This is a genomic window from Mycolicibacterium arabiense, assembly GCF_010731815.2.
Classification (GTDB): Bacteria; Actinomycetota; Actinomycetes; order Mycobacteriales; family Mycobacteriaceae; genus Mycobacterium; species Mycobacterium arabiense.
Window position 1 is genome coordinate 3,232,346 of the sequence record NZ_AP022593.1, and the last position, 17,056, is coordinate 3,249,401.

General features: G+C 70.2%; 12 protein-coding genes. 10 read left to right on the top strand and 2 right to left on the bottom strand.

Going from position 1 to position 17,056, the window contains the following annotated elements; all coding sequences use genetic code 11:
* Positions 1-3 precede the first annotated feature (3 nt).
* Positions 4-4,197: an alpha-(1->3)-arabinofuranosyltransferase gene (locus G6N61_RS17220; protein ID WP_179973690.1), complete on the top strand. Its 4,194-nt coding sequence runs from the start codon at positions 4-6 to the stop codon at positions 4,195-4,197.
* Here the strand turns inward: G6N61_RS17220 and G6N61_RS17225 are convergent.
* Positions 4,169-4,597, bottom strand: coding sequence for a PPOX class F420-dependent oxidoreductase (locus tag G6N61_RS17225; RefSeq protein WP_163919611.1), 429 nt, complete (start codon positions 4,595-4,597; stop codon positions 4,169-4,171). The two genes, G6N61_RS17220 and G6N61_RS17225, sit on opposite strands and share 29 nt — an antisense overlap.
* 21 nt (positions 4,598-4,618) lie before the next feature.
* Entirely contained in the window at positions 4,619-5,728 is a 1,110-nt protein-coding gene (locus G6N61_RS17230) for an acyltransferase family protein (protein WP_163924895.1), read from the bottom strand.
* Between the two features lie 179 nt (positions 5,729-5,907).
* Here G6N61_RS17230 and G6N61_RS17235 point away from each other — a divergent pair, with 179 nt between their 5' ends.
* From G6N61_RS17235 to G6N61_RS17275, 9 genes are all read left to right on the top strand, one after another.
* Positions 5,908-7,119: a cell envelope lipid trafficking protein PgfA gene (locus G6N61_RS17235; RefSeq protein ID WP_163919612.1), complete on the top strand. Its 1,212-nt coding sequence runs from the start codon at positions 5,908-5,910 to the stop codon at positions 7,117-7,119.
* Between the two features lie 53 nt (positions 7,120-7,172).
* Positions 7,173-8,780: an MmpA family trehalose lipid delivery protein gene (locus G6N61_RS17240; protein ID WP_235887647.1), complete on the top strand. Its 1,608-nt coding sequence runs from the start codon at positions 7,173-7,175 to the stop codon at positions 8,778-8,780.
* Between the two features lie 142 nt (positions 8,781-8,922).
* Positions 8,923-10,176, top strand: coding sequence for a CaiB/BaiF CoA transferase family protein (locus G6N61_RS17245; RefSeq protein ID WP_163919614.1), 1,254 nt, complete (start codon positions 8,923-8,925; stop codon positions 10,174-10,176).
* On the top strand, positions 10,173-11,519 hold the full coding sequence (locus G6N61_RS17250; RefSeq protein ID WP_163919615.1) for an MFS transporter: 1,347 nt from the start codon (positions 10,173-10,175) through the stop codon (positions 11,517-11,519). Before G6N61_RS17245 ends, G6N61_RS17250 begins: the two co-directional genes overlap by 4 nt.
* Positions 11,516-12,646: a zinc-binding dehydrogenase gene (locus G6N61_RS17255; RefSeq protein WP_163919616.1), complete on the top strand. Its 1,131-nt coding sequence runs from the start codon at positions 11,516-11,518 to the stop codon at positions 12,644-12,646. The genes G6N61_RS17250 and G6N61_RS17255 overlap by 4 nt, the downstream gene beginning before the upstream one ends.
* Positions 12,643-14,178, top strand: coding sequence for an aldehyde dehydrogenase (locus tag G6N61_RS17260; RefSeq protein ID WP_163919617.1), 1,536 nt, complete (start codon positions 12,643-12,645; stop codon positions 14,176-14,178). Before G6N61_RS17255 ends, G6N61_RS17260 begins: the two co-directional genes overlap by 4 nt.
* The gene (locus G6N61_RS17265) at positions 14,178-15,197 is read left to right on the top strand and encodes a glycerate kinase family protein (protein WP_163919618.1); all 1,020 of its coding nucleotides are present in this window, start codon (positions 14,178-14,180) and stop codon (positions 15,195-15,197) included. The genes G6N61_RS17260 and G6N61_RS17265 overlap by 1 nt, the downstream gene beginning before the upstream one ends.
* Positions 15,194-16,078 carry an HpcH/HpaI aldolase/citrate lyase family protein gene (locus G6N61_RS17270; protein ID WP_163919619.1) on the top strand — a complete coding sequence of 295 codons (885 nt, stop codon included), beginning with the start codon at positions 15,194-15,196 and terminating at the stop codon, positions 16,076-16,078. The genes G6N61_RS17265 and G6N61_RS17270 overlap by 4 nt, the downstream gene beginning before the upstream one ends.
* Positions 16,075-17,028: a 2-hydroxyacid dehydrogenase gene (locus G6N61_RS17275; RefSeq protein ID WP_163919620.1), complete on the top strand. Its 954-nt coding sequence runs from the start codon at positions 16,075-16,077 to the stop codon at positions 17,026-17,028. The genes G6N61_RS17270 and G6N61_RS17275 overlap by 4 nt, the downstream gene beginning before the upstream one ends.
* Positions 17,029-17,056: the final 28 nt, after the last annotated feature.

The following is a 17,056-nucleotide window of genomic DNA, read 5'->3' on the forward strand; positions in this document are numbered from 1 at the left end:
CCCATTTCTCGGCGCTGGTTGTGGCTGGTCAGCGCCGTCGCGCTGATCCTGAGCTTTGCCCAATCCCCCGGGCAGATCGCGCCGGACACCAAACTCGACCTGACCGCGAACCCGCTGCGGTTCCTCGCGCGCGCCGCCCACCTGTGGAACGGCGACCTGCCGTTCGGGCAGACCCAGAATCAGGCGTACGGCTACCTCTTCCCACACGGGGCGTTCTTCCTCGCCGGTGACGTCGTCGGCCTGCCCGGCTGGGTGACGCAGCGGCTGTGGTGGGCGCTGCTCCTCGTCGTGGGCTTCTGGGGCGTGCTGCGGGTCGCGGAGGCACTGGGCATCGGCAGCCGCGGCTCGCGCGTGATCGCCGCCGCTGCCTTCACCCTGTCACCGCGGGTGCTGACCACGATCGGCGCGATCTCCTCGGAGACGCTGCCGATGATGCTCGCGCCGTGGGTGCTGCTGCCGGTGATCCTGGCGCTGCGCGGCGACCCACGGGTGCGGCAACTCGCCGCGCGGTCCGCATGCGCCGTCGCGCTGATGGGTGCGGTCAACGCCGTCGCGACGCTCACCGGCTGCCTTGCCGCGTTGATCTGGTGGGCCGCGCACCGACCCAACCGGCTGTGGTGGCGGTTCACCGGCTGGTGGGCGCTGTGCACCGTCCTCGCCGTGACGTGGTGGGTGGTCGCGCTGTTCGTGCTGGGCCGGGTCAGTCCCCCCTTTCTCGACTTCATCGAGTCCTCCGGGGTGACGACGCAGTGGCTGTCGCTCACGGAGGTGCTGCGCGGCACCTACAGCTGGACGCCGTTCGTAGCGCCGAACGCCACCGCAGGCTCGTCCCTGGTGACGGGTTCGGTGGCGGTCCTGGCGACCACGCTGGTGGCCGCCGCGGGTCTGGCGGGGCTGGCGATGCGGTCGATGCCCGCCCGCGGCCGGCTGCTGGTGATGCTGTTCACCGGCCTCGTCCTGCTCGCGGCCGGCTACTCCGGCGGCCTCGGTTCGCCCATTGCCCAGCACGTACAGGCGTTCCTCGACGCCTCTGGGACGCCGCTGCGCAACGTGCACAAACTCGAGCCGCTGCTGCGGTTGCCCATCGCCCTCGGCATCGCCCACCTCCTCGGCCGGATACCGCTACCCGGCAGCGCGCCACGCAGCGAGTGGGTGGCGGCGTTCACCCACCCGGAACGCGACAAGCGGGTGGCCGTCGGCGTCGTCGTGCTGGTCGCGCTGACCGCGGGCAGCTCGCTGGCGTGGACCGGTCGGCTGTCACCGACGGGTGGGTTCACCGCGATCCCCGGGTACTGGCACGAGGCGGCAGCGTGGCTGGACGCCAACAACTTTCCCGACCCGGGCCGCGTCCTGGTCGCCCCGGGAGCGCCGTTCGCGACGCAGGTGTGGGGCAACAGCCACGACGAACCGCTGCAGGTCCTCGGCGCCAGCCCGTGGGGGGTACGCGATTCGATCCCGCTGACCCCGCCGCAGACGATCCGTGCGCTCGACTCGGTGCAACGACTGTTCGCCGCGGGACGGCCGTCCGCCGGCCTGGCCGAAACGCTGGCACGGCAGGGCATCTCGTACGTGGTGGTCCGCAACGATCTCGACCCCGACGGGTCGCGGTCGGCGCGACCGCTGCTGGTGCACCGCGCGATCGACGGGTCGCCCGGCCTGACCAGGGTCGCCGAGTTCGGCGAGCTGATCGGGCCCGGCACGCTGGAGGGGTTCATCAGCGACAGCGGCCTGCGGCCGCCGTACCCGGCCGTCGAGATCTACCGCGTCGACGGGTCGGTGCCGACGCGGCCGTACCTGGTCGACGCCGACGCCATGGCCCGCGTCGACGGGGCGCCCGAGGCGCTGCTGCGCCTCGACGAACGTCGAAGGTTGTTGGGCGAGAAGCCACTTGGCCCAATGCTGCTGACGGCGGACGCCGAACGCGCGGGGCTGTCCGCACCGGTCGTCGTCGTCAGCGACACACCCGCGGCACGCGAGACCGACTACGGTCGCGTCGACGATCACTCGTCGGCCATCCGCGCCCCCGACGATCCGCGGCGCACGTTCAACCGCGTGATGGACTATCCCGCACCGGGAACCGACACCGTGTACGGCTCGTGGCCAGGTGGCCGGCTCACCGTGTCCAGCTCTTCTGCCGACTCGACGGCCCTGCCGTACGTGGCGCCCGCGACCGGCCCAGCCGCCGCCATCGACGGCGACTCGTCGACCAGCTGGGTGTCCAATTCCCTGCAGGCGGCGCTGGGTCAGTGGCTTCAGGTCGACTTCGACCGCCCCATCGCCAACGCGACCGTCACCATCACGCCGAGCGCGACGGCCGTGGGGGCACAGGTGCGGCGCATCGAGGTGTCGACGGCCAACGGCACCAGTACCGTGCGCTTCGACGAGCCGGGCAAGCCGGTCAGCGTCGCGCTGCCGTACGGCGAGACGCCGTGGGTGCGGTTCACCGCCATCGGCACCGACGACGGCTCGGCGGGAGTCCAGTTCGGCATCACCGACTTCTCGATCATGCAGTTCGACGCGAACGGCTTCGCCCAACCGGTGAATCTGCGCCGCACGGTGGAGGTTCCCGCGCCGCCGCCGGGATCGACTGTGGCGCAATGGGATCTGGGGTCCGAGCTGCTCGGCAGGCCGGGCTGCGCCGACGGTCCCGACGGCGTGCTCTGTGCTGCGGCCATGGCGCTGGCGCCCGAGGAACCGGTCAACCTCAGCCGCACGCTCGCGGTGCCGACCGCGACGACGGTGACGCCTACCGTGTGGGTGCGCGCCCGTCAGGGCCCGAACCTCGCCGACCTGATCGGGCAGCCGGGCACCACGCGCGCAGCCGGTGATTCCGACCCGATCGACGTGCTCGGCTCGGCCTATGCGGCCACCGACGGCGATCTCCGCACCTCCTGGACCGCTCCGCAGCGCGTCGTCCAGCACCGCACCGGTGCGAACCTCGAGGTCCGCCTGCCGCGGCCGACCGAGGTGGCCGCGCTGCGCCTGGCACCCAGCTCCTCGGCGCTGCCCGCGCACCCGACGCTGGTGGCCATCGACCTCGGCGACGGCCCGCAGGTCCGGTCGCTGGACCCGCAGGGCGGCGCGCAGACCGTACGGCTGCACCCGCACAGCACCGACGTGGTCAAGGTGTCGATCCTGGACTGGTCGGACGTAATCGACCGCACCTCATTGGGTTTCGACCAGGTCAAGCCGCCCGGCCTCGCCGAGGTGACCGCACTGGACCGGCGCGGCACGGCGATCGCGGCCGCGGACGCCGCCGCCAACCGCGACCGCGCCGTCACGCTGCCGTGCGGCAAGGGTCCGATCATCGGGCTGGCAGGCCTGTTCGTGCAGACGTCGGTCGACACCACCGTCGGTGACCTCCTCGACGGCAAGCCGATCGCGGCGACCCCGTGCCTGCGCTCCCCCATCGCGCTGCCCGCCGGGCAGCAGGAACTGTTGGTCAGCCCCGGCGATGCCTTCTTCGTCGACGGGGTGCAGTTGACGACACCGGCCGAGCGCGACGTCCAGCCCGCACCGACCACCCGCGCGCCGACCGGCGAGTGGACCAACGACCGCCGCGTCGTCGAGATCGCCGCCGCACCCGCCGACCGGGTGCTGGTGGTGCCCGAGAGCGTCAACCCCGGCTGGGTGGCCCGCAGCCAGGACGGAACCGCGCTGCGGCCCGTGACGGTGAACGGATGGCAGCAGGGCTGGCTGGTGCCGGCAGGTGAGACCGGTTCGGTGACACTGGACTTCGCGTCGAACACGCTCTACCGCACCGGCCTCTTCGGCGGCCTGGCACTGCTGCCGCTGCTCGCGCTGTTGGCGCTGTGGCCGGCCCGCCGGGCACGTCCCGACGAGGTGGCGGCCCAGCCGTGGCGGGTCCCGCCCGTCGCCGCAGGCGCGGCGGCGCTGACGCTCGGCTGGGTCGTGTCCGGGTGGGTGGGCCTGGTGGTGATGGCCGCCTGCGTCGGCGTGCGGCACCTGCTGCGCCATCGGCCCATCGCACTCGACCGCACCGCCATGGTCGTGACGTCGGGCGGATTGATCCTGGCGGGCGCGGTGCTCAGCCAGAACCCGTGGCGCTCGGTCGACGGCTACGTCGGGCACTTCTGGGGCGTGCAGCTGCTGGCGCTCGTCTCGGTGGCGATGCTCGCGGCCTCGGCGGTGTGGCCCGCCGACTCGGTCAGTCGGCCACGTCGAACGCAGCAATGACCTTCGTCGGCGTGATGCGGACGACCAGCTCGCCGGGTACGCCGTTGCGCCTACCGAACTCCTCGGCGCGCTCGGGCCCCATGTAGCGCGCCGCGATCCGGGTGGCGATCGGCAGCAGGTCGGGGTCGTCGTCACTGATCGAGGCGGTGCCCTGAACCTGCACGAAGGAGAACGGCGGGTGCTCGTCGTCGACCACCAGCACCACCCGCGGATCACGCACCAGCGCACGGCCTTTCGCGGTGTCCCGACCGGTGTTGAACACCAGCTGCTCTCCGTCGACGACGAACCAGATCGGCGCGATCAGTGGCCGTCCGTCCTTGGCCAGGTAACCGAGCTTGCCGGTCCGGGTGCCCGACGACAGGAAGGCGACGACGTCTGTGGTCAGCGATTCGGATGCCATGCCGCCATCATGCCCGCGTCGTCACCGCGCGACGGCGGGTTCCGGGGCGTCGGTGATCGAGCTGTCCAGCGGCGACGGATCGTGGCGTCTCTCCCAGCGCCGCAGCGCCTGCCGGCACGGCGACTCCACCAGGGCGTAGCTCACCGCAGCGATCGCGAACCCGAACACCAACGTCAAGACCAGCACGACCGGCATGCTGCCGCTGAACGCGAACTGCCCGATGACGGGGAACACCATCGCCAAAGCGGCGAGGTGCCACACGAACAGGCCGTACGACCACCGGCCGAGCGTCACCATCGGCGCGCTGCCCAGCCACCGGTGCGTCGCGTCGGGACCGTCGAGCACCAGGGGTGCCAGCAGTGCCCCGGCGACGAGTGCGCCCATCGCGGTCTTCACCACGAACTGACCCACCGTGCCCGGCGTCAGACCCTCGGGCCCGGCGATCGGTGACGCCGCGACGGCGAACGCCGCCACCGCGACGAGCGCCATCAGCCAGCACCGCCGCGCCAGCCGGTGCGCCAGCCCGACGGGGCTGACGGTCCACTCGGCGATCAGCATCCCCGCGGCGAACCAGGAGAAGAACGCGGGCGGCCAGTTCAGCGGATTGACGCCGAACGGGGCGTCGAACGGGATGAGACCCCACGCCAGGCTCGCCACGGCGACGGCCGCGATCACCGGAACCCGGGCACGGACCGGCAGCCGTCGCGCGAACAGGGCGAGCAGCGGGAGCACCAGATAGAAGCTCACCTCGACCGACAGGCTCCACATCTGGGTCAGGCCGGCGGTCAGCGTCAGCGGCACGTAGATCTGCGTGAGGGTCAGGTTGGCGAGCCAGACGGTGAGGTCGGCCTTGACCTCGGGCAGCAGGGACAGGATCACCACCACGGCGACCAGATAGCCCGGCATGATGCGCACGATGCGCGACCGCAGGTAGTGGCCGGTCGGCGGGCGCTGCCGCAGCCCGCGGGCGGCAGCGGCGTGACCGCGCCACAGCAGGAATCCCGACAGTGCGAAGAAGACGGCGACGGCGAGATCGAACCGGCCGAGCACCCGGCCCGTCACGCCCGAGGTGTGCCCGGTCTGGAATGCGACGTGGGTGATCACGACGCCGATGGCCGCGCACGCGCGCATCCCCTCGACGGCGGGCAGGAAGCCGAGCCGATCGCTCGCCCCTTTACTCTCGGTCACGGTGCCCAGTGTGCCCGAAGGCCTGCTAGTAGGGCCCGGCCCCACTCGACCCTGTTAGGGTCGGACGAGTTTGCCTTCGGGCTGTCGAGCACAGTGCTCGCCCAAAGGATAAGGAGCACGGTTTGAACCGCACTGTGGCGCTACGGTTTGCGGCGTGCGGGCTGATGGGCATTGGGGCTGCCCTTCTGATCGCCGCGCTGCTGCTGTCTACCTACACCAAGGGCAAGATCTCGAAGATCCCCCTCGACATCGACACCACCCTGGTGGGTGAGGGCACGGGTACTGCCTTCGATCCCGCCTCGCTGGTGGCCACGAAGTTCGTCGTCGACCGAGACGTTCCGCTGGTCATGCAGCAGGAGATCAGCGTCGAGGCGCCCGCGAACGCCGACGTCGTCACGCTCCAGGTCGGCGACACCCTGCGCCGCACCGACAAGCAGCAGGACAACGGCCTGATGCTGGCGATGGTCGACACGGTCACACTCGACCGCAAGACGGCGCTGGCGGTGTCGAGCGACACGAACCCCGGCGGTGCCGTGCAGAAGCCGCGCAGCATCGAGGACGAGTCGCCGCCGACCAACGTCGCGCTGCCGCACGAGGGGCTGTCCTACCGCTTCCCGTTCGACACCGAGAAGAAGACGTATCCGTTCTTCGACCCGATCGCGCAGAAGGCCTACGACGCGAACTACGAGGGTGAAGAGGACGTCAACGGTCTCAACACCTACCGGTTCACGCAGAACGTCGGCTACGACGGCGACGACAAGCTCGTCGACCCGGTCAAGTACGCGTCGCTCTACGACAACGACGAGGACAGCCAGGTCACGGCACGCGCCGAGCTGTGGGGCCTGCCCGCCGACGACCCGGCGGACCCGATCACGATGGACCGCTTCTACGCCGCTCAGCGCACGTTCTGGGTGGATCCGGTGTCGGGCACCATCGTCAAGAAGGAAGAGCACGGCTACCACTACTACGCACGTGATCCGCTCAAGCCCGAGGTCACGTTCGTCGACTACAACCTGACCTCCGACGAGGAGACCGTCGAGTCACAGGTGGCCAGCGCCCGCGCCGAAGGCGACACCGTCGGACTGTGGGGCCGCATCCTGCCGATCACCTTCACCGCACTGGGGCTGCTGGCCCTGGTCGGTGGCGCGCTGCTCGGCGCGTTCACGCTGCGGGCCGAGTCCGCACTGATCGACCCGGGACTCGACGATTCCGACCACGGTTTCTTCGGCAGACGCTCGGCCGAGGACTCCGGACCGATGCCCGCGGCGGAGGCGAAGACGGAGAAGTTGCCAACGCAGCGGCCGTCCGATCTGCCGCCGGACCGACCGGTCTGACCGCCCGCTCCTCCCGTGACTGGGCGGTGCCGGCCTGGTCGCTGGCACTGTCGATGGTGGTGACGGGGCCGCTCTTGGCTCCCGGTTACCTGCTGCTGCGCGACGCCGTGTCGACGCCGCGCTCCTACCTCACCGACGCCGCACTCGGTCTGTCCGAGGCCGCCCCGAGGGCCCTCCCGCAGGACTTCGCGGTCGCGGTGCTGTCGTCGGTCGTCGACGGCGGCGTGGTGGTCAAGGCACTGCTGCTCGCGGGGCTGTGGCTGGCCGGCTGGGGGTCGGCGCGCCTGGTCGCGACAGTGCTGCCCGACGCGGGTCTGCCCGGCCAGTTCGTCGCGGCGACGCTCGCGATCTGGAATCCCTACGTCGCCGAGCGGCTGCTGCAGGGGCATTGGAGTCTGCTCGTCGGATATGGCTGCCTGCCCTGGGTGGCGGTCGCGGTGCTGCGCATCCGCGGTGGCGACGGCAGCTGGTGGCCGCTGGTCGGCTTCACCGCGGTGGCAGGCCTGACGCCGACCGGACTGATGCTGGCCGCGACGGTCGCGCTGGTGTGCTGCGTGGCGCCGGGTGCGGGCAGACCGCGCTGGGCGTGCGCGGGCGTCGCCCTGGCAGCCGCGGTGCTGGGCGCGTTGCCGTGGCTGGTCGCCTCGACGGCAGGCGGCTCGCTGGCGTCGTCACAGGCGGTGGGCGTGCAGGCATTCGCGGCGCGCGCCGAACCCGGGCTCGGCACGCTGGTGAGCCTCGCGGGGCTGGGCGGCATCTGGAACGGCGACGCGGTACCCGACACGCGGACGACGGCGTTCGCGGTGGTGGCCACCGTGGTGCTGCTGGCAGTGGTGGCGGCCGGCCTGCCCGTGGTGATCCGCCGTCCCGCCGCCGTGCCGCTGCTGGTGCTCGCCGTCGTCGCCGTCGTCGGCCCGGCTCTGATGGCGACCGGACCGGGACTGGCCGCGGTCGAGTCGATCATGCGGGCCGTCCCCGGCCTCGGCGTGCTGCGGGACGGGCAGAAGTGGGTGGCGCTTGCGATGCCCGGGTACGCGCTCGCCGCCGGGGCGGCCGTGGTGACGCTGCGCGGTCGGATCCCTGCGGTCGCGACGGCAGCCGTGTGCTGTGCGGCGCTGCTGGCAGTGCTCCCCGACCTGGCGTGGGGCGTCGGCGGGAAGATGACCGCCGTGCGCTACCCCGCCGCCTGGCAGACCGTGGCCGCTGCGATCAACGCCGACCCACGGCCCGTCGCCGTACTGCCGCCGGACAGCATGCGGGTGTTCCCGTGGTCTGGCGCGGCCCCGGTCCTCGACCCGCTGCCGCGGTGGGTGTCGGCCGACGTGCTGAGCACCGGCGACCTGGTGATCGGCGGCCAGACCATCCCCGGCGAGGGGAAGCGGGCCCGCGAGGTGCAGCGGCTGCTGCTCGACGGCGCCGACGCCGCAGCGCTTCGGCAGGCGGGCGTCGGTTGGGTGGTGGTCGAAGGGCCCGCTCCGGCCTTGGACCTGCCGGTCGTGCACCGCGACGACGACCTGGCCCTCTACCGGGTCGGCGGCGACCAGCCGCCTGCAGCGCACCGGGGGCTGCTGATCGGCGCCCATCTGGTGTGGGCGGGCGCGATCGTCGTCGCGGCGCTGGGTGCCGGGGTGGCGGCAGTGCGGCGGCGCGTGACTCCGTAGTCGCCGAGACTGCGGCCACGGTCGTCGATCCGCCCGAAAGACGACCGTGACGGCAGTTTCGACGGGCCATGTCGTGCACGTGCCGCAACCCGCTTCCACTTCGGGCTTGTGCTCGGCGTCACACGCCAGCTAGTTTAATCAAATGTTTGATACAAATTCTGGTGCGGCTGATCCGCCCCTCACCGGAGTGCGCGTCGTGGACGCCGCCACCATCTACGCGGGGCCGATGGTGGCGACACTGCTCGGTGACTTCGGCGCCGACGTGATCAAGGTCGAGCACCCCCGCGGCGACGGATTGCGGCAGTGGGAGTGGCGCAAGGACGGCGAATCCCTCTGGTGGGCCGTGGTCGGTAGGAACAAGCGCGACATCAGCCTCGCGCTCTCCGATCCCCGCGGTGCCGAGGTCATGCGCCGGCTGCTGGCCGAGGCCGACGTCTTCATCGAGAACTTTCGCCCGGGCACCCTGGAGAAGTGGGGCCTCGACCCCAAGGACCTGCTGGCCGCCAACCCCAAGCTGGTGGTGGTCCGGGTCTCGGGCTTCGGGCAGACCGGGCCCTATAGCTCCCGCCCGGGCTTCGGCACCATCGCCGAGGCGATGTCGGGATTCGCCGACACCAACGGCGCGGCCGACGGTCCTCCCGTGCTGCCGCAGTGGCCGCTCGCCGACGGCGTCGCCGCGCTCGCCGGAGCCTTCGCGACGATGGTCGCCCTGCGGCACGCCGAGGCCACCGGCCAGGGACAGATCGTCGACCTGTCCATCTACGAACCGCTGTTCTGGATCCTCGGCGCCCAGACGTCGGCGTACGACCAACTCGGCACGCTGCCAACCCGGCAGGGCAGCCGCACGGGCTTCAACGTTCCACGCGAGTGCTTCCAGACCCGCGACGGCCGGTGGATCGCACTCTCGGGCGCCACCACCTCCACCGCCCAGCGCATCATGCGCGTCGTCGACCGTCCGGACCTGGCCGAGGCCGAGTGGTTCGGCGACATCTCCGGGCGAATAGCCCACCGGGACGAGATCGACGACGCGATCGCCGACTGGGTGAGCAGCCGTGACAACGCCGACGTGCTGGCCGCCTTCGACGCGGTCGGTGCGACGGCCGGTCCGGTGTACAGCGCGGCCGACATAGCCGCCGACCCGCACTTCTCCGCGCGGGGCAGCGTCGTAACCGTCGACCACCCCACCCTCGGCGCGTTGCGCATGCAGGGTTTGATCGCCCAGCTGTCGCGCACACCCGGTCGCATCAACGGCCCCGGACCGGTTCTCGGCGAACACAACGACGACATCCTGCGCGACGAATTGGCCTACCCGCAGGACGTTTTCGAGCAACTCACCGAGGCCGGCGTCATCGGCCCCACCCGTCAACCGATTTCAACCAACCAAGGACGACCATGACCACCACCACGGGGGCAACGGTGCCCAACGAGCGACTGGTCCGGCGCGTGGCGCTGGCCAGCGGCATCGGCTCGATGCTCGAGTTCTACGACTTCTATCTCTACGGCGCACTCTCCGCGACGATCTTCGGCACCCTGTTCTTCCACAGTGAAGACCCAGCCGTGGGCACCTTGCTCGCGCTCGCCACCTTCGGCGTGGGTTTCGTGGCCCGTCCCGTCGGCGGGATCATCGCCGGTCACTTCGGGGACAAGGTCGGACGCAAGAGCGTGCTGATCGCCACGCTCGCGCTGATGGGCATTTCGACGGTCGGCATCGGGATACTGCCGACCTACGAAACGATCGGCACGGCGGCACCCATTCTCCTCGTCACCCTGCGGGTGCTGCAGGGGCTCGCCCACGGTGGCGAGTGGGGTGGCGCGTCCATCATGACCATCGAGCACGCCCCCGAGGGCAGGCGCGGCTTCTACGGCAGCTGCCCCCAGATGGGGATCTACGCCGGTCTGATCCTCGCGAGCCTGGTGCTCGGCGCATTCATGCTCCTGCCGGACGACGACTTCAAGAGCTGGGGCTGGCGGATTCCCTTCATCCTCGGCGCGGTCTTGATGCTGGTGGGCCTTTGGCTTCGCCGGGCCATCACCGAGTCGCCCGAGTTCGCCGCCGCGCTCGCGGCGCGAGCGATCGAACCCGAGCAGGAGAAGAAGCGCATCCCGCTGGTGGAGGCCTTCCGCACCGGCCGCCGCGGCATCCTGATCACCTTCGCCGCCAAGGCCGCTGAAACCTGCACGTTCTACCTGATCACCGTCTTCGCGTTGACCCTTGCGAAGAACGGCGCAGGAGAATCCAACGCCCGCAACGGCATTCTCGTCGCATCCGTCGCCGCGATCATCACGATCGGCGCGTTCGGCGTGTTGGCCGACAGGATCGGCACGCGGACCGTCTACATGGCGGGGGCCGGCTTCATGGTCCTCTTCGCGTTCCCGTTCTTCTGGCTCGCGGGCATCGGCTCGACGACCACGTTGTGGATCGCGCTGATCGTCGGACTGGCAGTCGCACACTCGCTTATGTACGCCGCACAGGCGAGCTACTTCTCGGCGCTGTTCGACACCAACGTCAGGTTCACCGGCGCCTCGCTCGGCTACCAGCTCGGCGCGGCCATCGTCGGCGGCTTCACACCGCTGATCGCCGCATCACTGCTGATCCGTAGCGGCGGCGAGACTTGGCCCGTTGCGACGTACATTGCCGGCGTGTGCTTGGTCAGCTTCCTCGTCATGGCGATCTGGGGTCAGATCCGCCCCACTGCCCCGGTCATCGTCACTCCCGACGTCGCGGAGGTTCCGCGATGAAGTCCGCCACGCTGCCCGAGTACACCCGGGCGGCCGTCGTCCGAGGATTCGGCGAGCCGCTGAAGCTCGAAGAGGTAGCCGTTCCACAGACCGTCGAGGCGGGCGGCCTGCTGGTCGAGATCGTGGCCTGCTCGCTGTGCGGCACCGACGTGCACTGCTGGGAGGGCACCCTGGCCATCCCGGTCGAGCTGCCACTCATCCTCGGTCACGAGATGGTAGGCCGGATCATCGCGATCGGTGACGGCGCCGACGTCGACTCCACCGGACAACCCTTGCGGATCGGTGACCGCATCCTGTGGACGCACGCCGTCTGCGGCCACTGCGTGATGTGCGCCAGAAAGCGTCCAACGCTGTGCCGGAACAAGATTCCCTACGGGCAGGGCACCATGAACCAGTGGCCCCACTTGCTCGGAGGGCTGGCACAACACTCGTACGTGCTTCCGGGATCGGGCCGGGTGCGAGTACCCGACGCCATCCCCGACGACCTCGCCAGCATGGCGAGCTGTGCGCTGCGCTCGGTCGTCAACGCAGTCGAGCAGGCCGGCCGGATAGGGCCGGAGCACACCGTCGTCGTTCAGGGCGCAGGCCCGCTGGGGATTCTCGCCACCGGGCTGTTCGCCCAGGCGGGTGCCGGCCGGGTGATCACCGTGGGTGCACCCGACGCGCGCTTGGAGATCGCCTCGGAGTTCGGTGCGCACGAGGTCGTTTCGCTTGCCGAGCATCCCGATCCGGACGACCGTCTGGCGATGATTCGCGACGCCACCGGAGGTCTCGGCGCCGACCTGGTCGCCGAATTCTCCGGGCACCCCGCCGCCTTCGCCGAAGGAGTGGAGATGGCCGGGCCGGATGCCCGCTACCTGGTGGTCGGTCAGCTCGGCGCGGGTACCACCGCCGTTGCGCCGGGCACCATCACCAAGAAGAACCTCACCGTCATCGGTTCCTTCTCCGGTGACCTCTCGCATTACCGCACTGCACTCACGATCCTCGAACGTCTCGCCGACCGGCTCCCCTTCGACCGACTGATCAGCGGTCGCTATCCGTTGGGCGACGTCGACTCGGTGATGACGCGGATGCAGAGCTTCCAAGAAATCAAGCCCGTCCTACTGCCACAGGAGGTCACGTCATGACAGCCACCACCCACCGCCCGTCCGAGGTGGCCACGCTGGCCGATCCCCAGTCCGGCTCCGACGTCGCCGACCTATCCATGTTCGTGGCAGGTTCTCCCACCTCTGCCATCGGCGGTGCGACCTTCGACTCCTACGAGCCACGTTCCGGACGGGTCTGGGCGACGCTTCCACGATCCGGCGCCGAGGACGTCGACCGTGCGGTGCGGGCAGCCCGCGCCGCGTTCGAGGGACCGTGGGGCGCCGTATCGGCGGCTGACCGGGGTCGCTTCCTGACCAAGATCGCGGCAGTCGTCGACCGGCACCGCGAGCAGCTCGTCGTCATCGAGTCGCGCGACAACGGCAAGCCGGTCCGTGAGGTGCGGGCCGAGATCGACGCCGTGGTGCGGTATTTCGAGTACTTCGCCGGTGTCGCCCAGACCGTGCTCGGCGAGACCCATCCGCAGGCCGCGACTGCGTTCAGCTATACCCGTCGAGAGCCCGTCGGCGTCGTCGGCGCGATCGTCCCGTGGAACTCGCCGCTTCTGATGCTGGCGTGGAAGCTGTCCCCCGCGCTGGCGGGCGGCAACACCATCATCCTCAAGCCCGCCGAAGAGACCTCGGTGTCCGCGGTGGTGTTCGCTCAACTCATCGCCGAAGCCGGGTTGCCCGATGGCGTCTTCAACGTGGTGACGGGGCTCGGCGAGGAAGCCGGGGCCGCGCTGGTCGCCCACCCGGGTGTCGACAAGATCGCCTTCACCGGCTCGACCGAGGTCGGCAAGCACATCGCCGCGACCGCGGCCAACGACCTCAAGCTCGTCACCTTCGAACTCGGCGGCAAGTCCCCGACGCTGATCTTCTCCGACGCCGACCTCGACGCCGCGGTGCACCGGACCGCCTACGGCATCTTCTCCGCTGCCGGCCAAACATGTCAGGCGGCGTCACGAATCTTCGTGCAAGAAGCCATACACGACGAATTCCTGGATCGCTTCGCAACGCTGGCGCGCAGCATTCGCGTCGGCGACCCGCTGTCCGAGCGCACCCAGATGGGCGCACAGATCTCCGCGCAGCACCGCGAACGGATCGCCCGTTACGTCGCGAGCGGCACTCAGGAGGGCGCGACCCTCGTCTGCGGCGGCACCCGGCCCACGGAACCGCCGCTGGCCGACGGGTACTACTACTCGCCGACGATCCTCGATGGCGTCAACCGCGACATGAAGATGATCCGCGAGGAGATCTTCGGTCCGGTGACCGGAATCCAGACCTTCACCGACGAAGCCGACGCCCTCGCCAAGGCCAACGACACGGAGTACGGACTGGCAGGGTCGGTGTGGACCCGCGACGTCGCCCGCGCGCACCGCGTTGCCGCCGGCATCGCCGCTGGACTGATCTGGGTCAACACCACCCGTACGATCAACCATCTCGTTCCGTTCGGCGGTTACAAGCAATCCGGTTACGGACGCGAGGGCGGCCAGGCCGTGATGGAGCACTACACCCGAATCAAGTCGGTCTGGGTCGACCTCCAGGACGACCTGCCGAACTGGTACGCCGACTGATGCGCCAACCCACCGTCGTCATCTCGCCCGACAGCCTCAAGGGCTGCCTTCCGGCCGCCGACGCCGCCGCCGCGGTCGCACGCGGCGTCGCGGCTGCCCGACCCGACGTCGAGGTCGCGGAACTGCCGCTGTCGGACGGCGGCGAAGGCCTCGTCGACGTGCTCCGTCACGTTCTCGGCGGCGACCTACGCACCGTCACCGTCTCCGATCCGCTCGGCCGCCCGACCTTGGCGCACTACCTCGTGCTGCCCGACGGGCGGGCCGTGACCGAAAGTGCCCAGGCCATCGGCCTCACGTTGCTGAGCGCCGCCGAACTCGACCCGTTCGCGGCGTCGAGCCGCGGCCTCGGCGAGTTGATCGCACAGATCGGGTCCGACAACGACGTCCACGAACTGGTACTGGGCGTTGGCGGGGTGGCGACCGTCGACGGCGGTGTCGGGATGCGCGACGTCCTGACAAAGCTGCCGGTCCCCGTGCGGGTTGCCTCCGACGTACGCAACCCGTTACTCGGGAAGCGCGGCGCTGCAGCGGTATTCGGCCCCCAGAAGGGCGCCTCCCCGTCTGACGTCGTGGCGCTCGAGCGGCGCCTCGCGAAACTGAACCACCCCGTCGTCATCGCCGACCATCCAGGCGCAGGAGCGGCAGGCGGCATCGGCGCGATGCTCCTGGCGATGGGCGGCACCATCGAATCCGGGATCGAGCTGGTGCTCTCGCTCACGGGCTGGCACGACGTCGCCCGTACGGCCACCGTCGCGGTTACCGGCGAGGGCACCGTCGACCTGTCCTCGACGGAAGGCAAGGTGGTCTGTGGCGTGCTCGACGCCGCCCGCCCCAACGGGCTCCCGGTGGTGGTCTTCGGCGGACGTGTCGTACCCGAGGGCGCAGCAGCGCTGGCCGAACTCGGCGCACGAGACGTGGTATCGCTGAGCGGCCACATCGCCGACGCGGCCGATGACCTGTATGCCTTGGGCACGACCATTGCGACACGCCTGGATTCGTGGAAGCGAGCTGCCGTATGACCCGGGCATCGACCCTGCTCCGCACGCTGTTGTTCGTGCCGGGCGACCGGCCCGACCGCATCGCCAAGGCGATCGGCAGTCCGGCCGACGGCGTCGCAGTCGATCTGGAAGACGCCGTGGCACTGTCGCAGAAGGACGCAGCCCGCGCCGGTGCGGTGGGTGCGCTGACCGAGCTGCCCTCGGCAAGCGTGCCCGTGATCTGCGTGCGCATCAACGCCATCGGTTCCGGAATGGCCGAGGACGATCTCGCCGCTCTCGAGTCGGTGCTAGACCGGATCGATCTGGTCATCGTTCCGATGAGTGCGCACCCAGACGGGATCCGGCAGGTAGCCGACCTGTTGACGCGTGCAGAACGATCGGCTCGCACCGAGGGCAACCGCACCGGCATAGTTCCCCTGCTCGAGACGGCCGCAGGCATCCTGGCCGCACCGGCGATCGCCGCCTCCGACCCCCGAGTGCACACCCTGGCGTTCGGTCCCGCGGACCTCTCCCGCGAACTGGGCATCACACCTACGGCCGAGGGCGACGAATTCCTGCTCGCGCGATCACAATTGGTGCTCGCCGCCGCTGCCGCCCAGTGTCCGCCGCCGATCGACGGGCCATATCTGGATCTGGGGGACGACCGAGGGCTCGTCGAGTCGGCTCGGCGGGCCCGTGCTCTCGGCTTCGGCGGCAAGCAGGTCATCCATCCGTCGCAGATCGATCGCGTGCTAAGCGCCTTCACCGCCTCTGCCGCCGAAATCGATTGGGCGCGAGCGGTAGACGCCGCGTTCACGGCCGCCGAGGCCGACGGCGTGTCGTCGATCAGGCTGTCGGACGGGACCTTCGTCGACTACCCGATCGCCCGGCGTGCCCGGGCAATCCTGGCGAGCGTCCGGTGAAGGTCGTCGTCACACGGGCGCTACCGCCCGCCACGTTGGCACCGCTGGCCGACCTCGGCGAGGTGTGGGTCTCACCCCACGACCGTCCACTCACGACCGATGAACTACGCGACGCGGTCCCGGGCGCCAACGCGATCGTCAGCATGCTCAACGACCGGATCGATGAGTCCGTGCTGGCTGCGGCGGGCAGCCAACTGCAGATCGTCGCCAACACCGCGGTCGGCTACGACAACCTCGACGTTGGCGCGATCGCACGGCACGGTGCGACCGCCACCAACACACCCGGCGTCCTCGTCGACGCCACGGCGGACCTGACCATGGCCCTGCTGCTCGACGTCACGCGCCGAGTGTCGGAGGGTGACCGGCTGGTCCGCTCCGGCCAGTCGTGGTCGTGGGACATCGGATTCATGGTGGGCAGCGGGCTGCAGCGAAAGCAGCTGGGGATCGTCGGCATGGGCCACATCGGCCGGGCGGTGGCGAAGCGGGCCGCCGCGTTCGGCGTGGACATCGTCTACCACGCCCGCCGCGAGCAGGGTGACGACATCGGTCGGCGCGTGCCGCTCGACGAATTGCTCGCCACCTCCGACGTCGTCTCGCTGCACTGCCCACTGACCGCCGAGACCCGTCACCTGATCGACGGGCCAGCACTGAACCGGATGAAAGCCGAGGCCTTCCTGGTCAATACCGCTCGCGGTCCCGTCGTCGACGAGAACGCTCTGGCGGAGGCACTCGCCACGGGCGGCATCGCGGGGGCCGCGCTCGACGTCTACGAGCACGAACCCGACGTGCATCCGGGCCTGCGGAACCTCGGCAATGTCGTACTCGCACCACATCTGGGGTCGGCGACCATCGAGACACGGACCCGGATGGCGGAACTGGCGGTCGAGAACGTGGTGGGAATGCTCGTGGGCGGCGGCCCGATCACACCGATCGCGGTACCGTCACAATGACGTAGCCCGGTGTCAGGTCGAGAGGAAG